General features: G+C 43.8%; 4 protein-coding genes. All 4 read left to right on the forward strand.

Annotation, left to right across the window (positions count from 1 at the left end; translation table 11 throughout):
• Positions 1–1,016, forward strand: a 1,016-nt coding sequence (locus VN429_RS10825) for a FecCD family ABC transporter permease (protein ID WP_325633181.1), incomplete at its 5' end; no start/stop codon positions are given.
• Between the two features lie 10 nt (positions 1,017–1,026).
• The gene (locus tag VN429_RS10830) at positions 1,027–1,815 is read left to right on the forward strand and encodes an ABC transporter ATP-binding protein (protein ID WP_325633183.1); all 789 of its coding nucleotides are present in this window, start codon (positions 1,027–1,029) and stop codon (positions 1,813–1,815) included.
• A 42-nt stretch (positions 1,816–1,857) separates the two neighbouring features.
• A complete protein-coding gene (locus tag VN429_RS10835) occupies positions 1,858–2,862 on the forward strand; it encodes an ATP-binding cassette domain-containing protein (protein ID WP_325633186.1) in 1,005 nt (334 codons plus the stop codon).
• Positions 2,859–3,584, forward strand: coding sequence for an ABC transporter permease (locus VN429_RS10840; protein ID WP_325633188.1), 726 nt, complete (start codon positions 2,859–2,861; stop codon positions 3,582–3,584). The genes VN429_RS10835 and VN429_RS10840 overlap by 4 nt, the downstream gene beginning before the upstream one ends.
• The last annotated feature ends 30 nt before the right edge of the window (positions 3,585–3,614 follow it).

Below are 3,614 nucleotides of genomic sequence, written 5' to 3' on the forward strand. Positions count from 1 at the left end.
TTTTACTACTTATTCTTCTCTTCCTGTCATTCATATATGCACTCAATGCTGGTTCATATCATCTTCCCTTTCAGCGAATTTTTTCTATCCTGTATCAGATGATAACCAATCCTGCATCTCTTGCTGCAACACAGTCTGAAAAGATAGTTGTCATAGATTTCAGATTACCACGGATTCTGCTTTCGATAGTCACCGGAATCAGTCTTGCTGTGGCAGGTTGTGTGATGCAGGCTCTCCTCAAAAATCCATTAGTAAGTCCTTTTACTCTGGGGCTCTCTTCTGCAGCTTCCTTTGGAGCTGCTATGGCCATTGTATTTGGATCTTCTCTCTTCCCTTTTATCCCAGTCCAGTATCAGAACGGTACAATTATAATATCAGCATTCCTGCTTGGGTGGTTTTCTATACTCCTTATTTATGCAATATCGCGAATGAAAGGCTCTTCTAGTGCGACACTCATTCTTTCAGGAGTAGTCATTGGATATATCTTCACGGCAGGTGTGATGATCCTGAAGTATCTTACCAAAGATGAGAAACTTCGTGAGATCACTCTCTGGCTTATGGGTGGTATGTGGGGAGCTAATTGGGGAGCAGTATGTATTGTTGCCCCCATTACTCTGATCTGTTTTCTTTATCTTGAATCCCGGGCATGGGATCTCAACACACTCGCAGCTGGAGACGATGTAGCAACAAACCTGGGAGTACATGTTAATCGTCTCAGGCTTGTAGGCCTCTTTGTTGCCACTCTTGCATCTTCTGCCTGTCTTGCGTTTACCGGGATAATCGGGTTCATTGGATTGATGGGTCCACATATCGGCAGAATGCTCATTGGCAATGACAACCGGTACCTGATTCCATGTTCTGCATTATTGGGTGCCCTGATCCTTTTGATATCAGACACGGCTGCCAGAACTGTAATGGACCCAATAGAGATCCCGGTAGGGGTAATCATGTATGTCGTCGGTGGGATCTTTTTTATGATCCTCATTCTTCGGGGACAGCACCGGGTGATCACCTGATGGAGATAGAATGATCCTTGAAGTCAGGGATTTGTCTGTCAGGTACGGAAAGACTCAGATCCTGAATTCAATCAGCTTTGATCTTACTCCTGGTGAAGTACTCTGCATCATCGGGCCAAACGGTTCAGGTAAGAGCACTCTCATTAAAACTCTTGCTGGAATTATCAGTCAGAATAGCGGTTCAATCTGTTTGGATAGAAAAAATATTGGCACATATTCTAAAAATGCGGTTGCACGAATCATCGGATACGTACCGCAGGACTTTCTGTATCTCACTTCTGCAACTGTACTTGAAGCAGTAATCCTGGGAAGAAGACCACATGTTGAATGGTCATTGTCTCAGCATGACCTCGATGTGGTTCAGGCTGCGATGGATCGCCTTGCTATCTCCCCAATGGCAGGGAAGATGCTTACCGAACTATCAGGAGGAGAGCGTCAGCGGGTATTTATCGCACGGACAATTGCTCAGGACCCGGATATTTTCCTATTTGACGAGCCTACCAGTGCTCTTGACATTAAGCATCAGATTGATGTCTTTTCTATGATCAGGGAATTATCTGAGCAGCATACGAAATCCATCCTCGTAGCAGTGCATGACCTGAACTTTGCCTACCATTATGCTGACCGGGTCATGTTGATTGATAAAGGACACATTGTAGCTCTCGGAACTGCTGAAGAAGTCATGACTGAAGAGAACATCATTTCAGTCTATGGTGTACCGATGCAGTTTGTGAATACAGAATCTGGCAGATATGTTCTCCCAATCTGGAACGGCTTAAATACAGCCCTCATTGTCTGATTACTGAATTGGTACGAATCTGGTGAGTATAGGGGGTGACATATGTCAACAATAAATGGAACTGAACAGATTGTAATGAGTAATGTCATAAAAAACCGCATAGAGATTCGAGATCTTACGAAAAATTATGGTGAACTCTGTGCTGTAAACAAAATGAATCTCTCGGTTGGGAATGAGATCTTTGGTATACTTGGGCCAAATGGGTCAGGAAAGACGACTACGATCCTCATGCTTACAACCCTTCTGGCACCAAGTTCTGGTTCTGCCGAAATCTGCGGATATGATATTCAGCGATTTCCCAGAGCAGTTCGTGAATCACTGAGTTATGTTCCCCAGGATATGGCAGTTGATGTCAGACTAACCGGCAGGGAAAATATTTTGATGTTTGCTGAACTGTATGGCGTCAGTAATCCTGCCGAAAAGACAGAAAAGGTTCTTCAGATTCTTGAACTCTCTGATCGGGCAGATGAGTTAGCCAAGGTTTATTCTGGTGGAATGAGACGCAGACTTGAACTGGCTCAGGCCCTTGTGCATGATCCACAAGTACTCTTTTTGGATGAGCCGACTGTCGGACTCGATGTTGCTGCCAGAAAGAAAATCTGGGAACACATCAGGTCTCTTAAAAGCAACGGTATGAGCATCTTTGTTACTACTCACTACATGGATGAAGCTGACCGGTACTGCGACAGGGTAGCAATAATGGATAAAGGAGTTATCAAGGCTATAGATACTCCGACAAATCTGAAAGCTATGATCTCCCAGGATGTTGTTACGATCTCCATATCCGGACATTATACACAGATAATTGTGCCCGGTGTTAGATTTGCTAAAGCCGAATCTGAAGAATTAATCTTTTATGCAGAGCATGGTGATTCTGCTCTTCCTCTGATCAAGGATGCTCTTACTGAACAGGGTATTCAGGTTCTTTCAATGTCTGTTCGAAGACCATCACTTGATGATGTATTTCTTCATCTTATTGGTACTACTGAAGATACATCTCCGTTCAATCTGAGCAGGTTTAGAAATGTAACCGGGAGGCGGGGATGAATCCAATCCTTGTATACTGTAAACGCGATCTGATCCGTTGGTTTAGAGGGAGATGGGGATTTATCTCAGCTATGGTTATGCCAGCTGCATGGCTGATTTTTGTCGGGCTTGCTCTTCCGATAAGGTTTACTGACCATTACATCGACTTTGTAACTCCCGGTATCCTGGCTATGACAATCCTGTCTGCCTCACTTGCAGGTGGAGGGTTACTCATAATGGATCGAATGCTCGGGTTTTTCAATAAGTTTTTAGCTTTGCCACCTCCCCGTGAATCTATTCTCTTCGGAAAAATTCTTGTAATAACAATCCGGGGGCTGATACAATCAACGATCATCCTATGCATTGCCTTCCTTCTTGGTGCAAAGGTCTATTCTCCCGTGCAGTTGGTATTCACCTATCTTATTCTCTTTATCTTCGGAGCTCTCCTTTCCTCTTGTGCAACCACTCTCGCGATTCATGTCGGGGATCATGATCAATATGCTGCAGTCAATGCCATGATCTCAATGCCGATCTTTTTTACATCATCTGCTATGATGCCTTATGATCAGATGCCTGCCTGGCTGGAACCTGTGGCTCATGTAAATCCGCTCAGTTTTGCAATTGATGGTATCAGGATGGTTCAGGCAGGAACAATTCCGGTATTTCAATTAACATTACTCTCCCTTCTCTGTATCCTGGTTCTTGGTCTGTCTGTACACGTTTTTAGAAAAGTAAAACTTTAAGTCATATGAGCATGAAGAACTGTATTTAGG

Origin of the sequence: Methanospirillum sp. (assembly GCF_035560735.1) — an archaeon.
GTDB lineage: Archaea > Halobacteriota > Methanomicrobia > Methanomicrobiales > Methanospirillaceae > Methanospirillum.

Bases quoted from the DNA above. Each gene is read 5' to 3' on its own strand.
- VN429_RS10830 (WP_325633183.1), top strand. From the start codon at position 1,027: ATGATCCTTGAAGTCAGGGATTTGTCTGTCAGGTACGGAAAGACTCAG.
- VN429_RS10835 (WP_325633186.1), top strand. From the start codon at position 1,858: ATGTCAACAATAAATGGAACTGAACAGATTGTAATGAGTAATGTCATA.
- VN429_RS10840 (WP_325633188.1), top strand. From the start codon at position 2,859: ATGAATCCAATCCTTGTATACTGTAAACGCGATCTGATCCGTTGGTTT.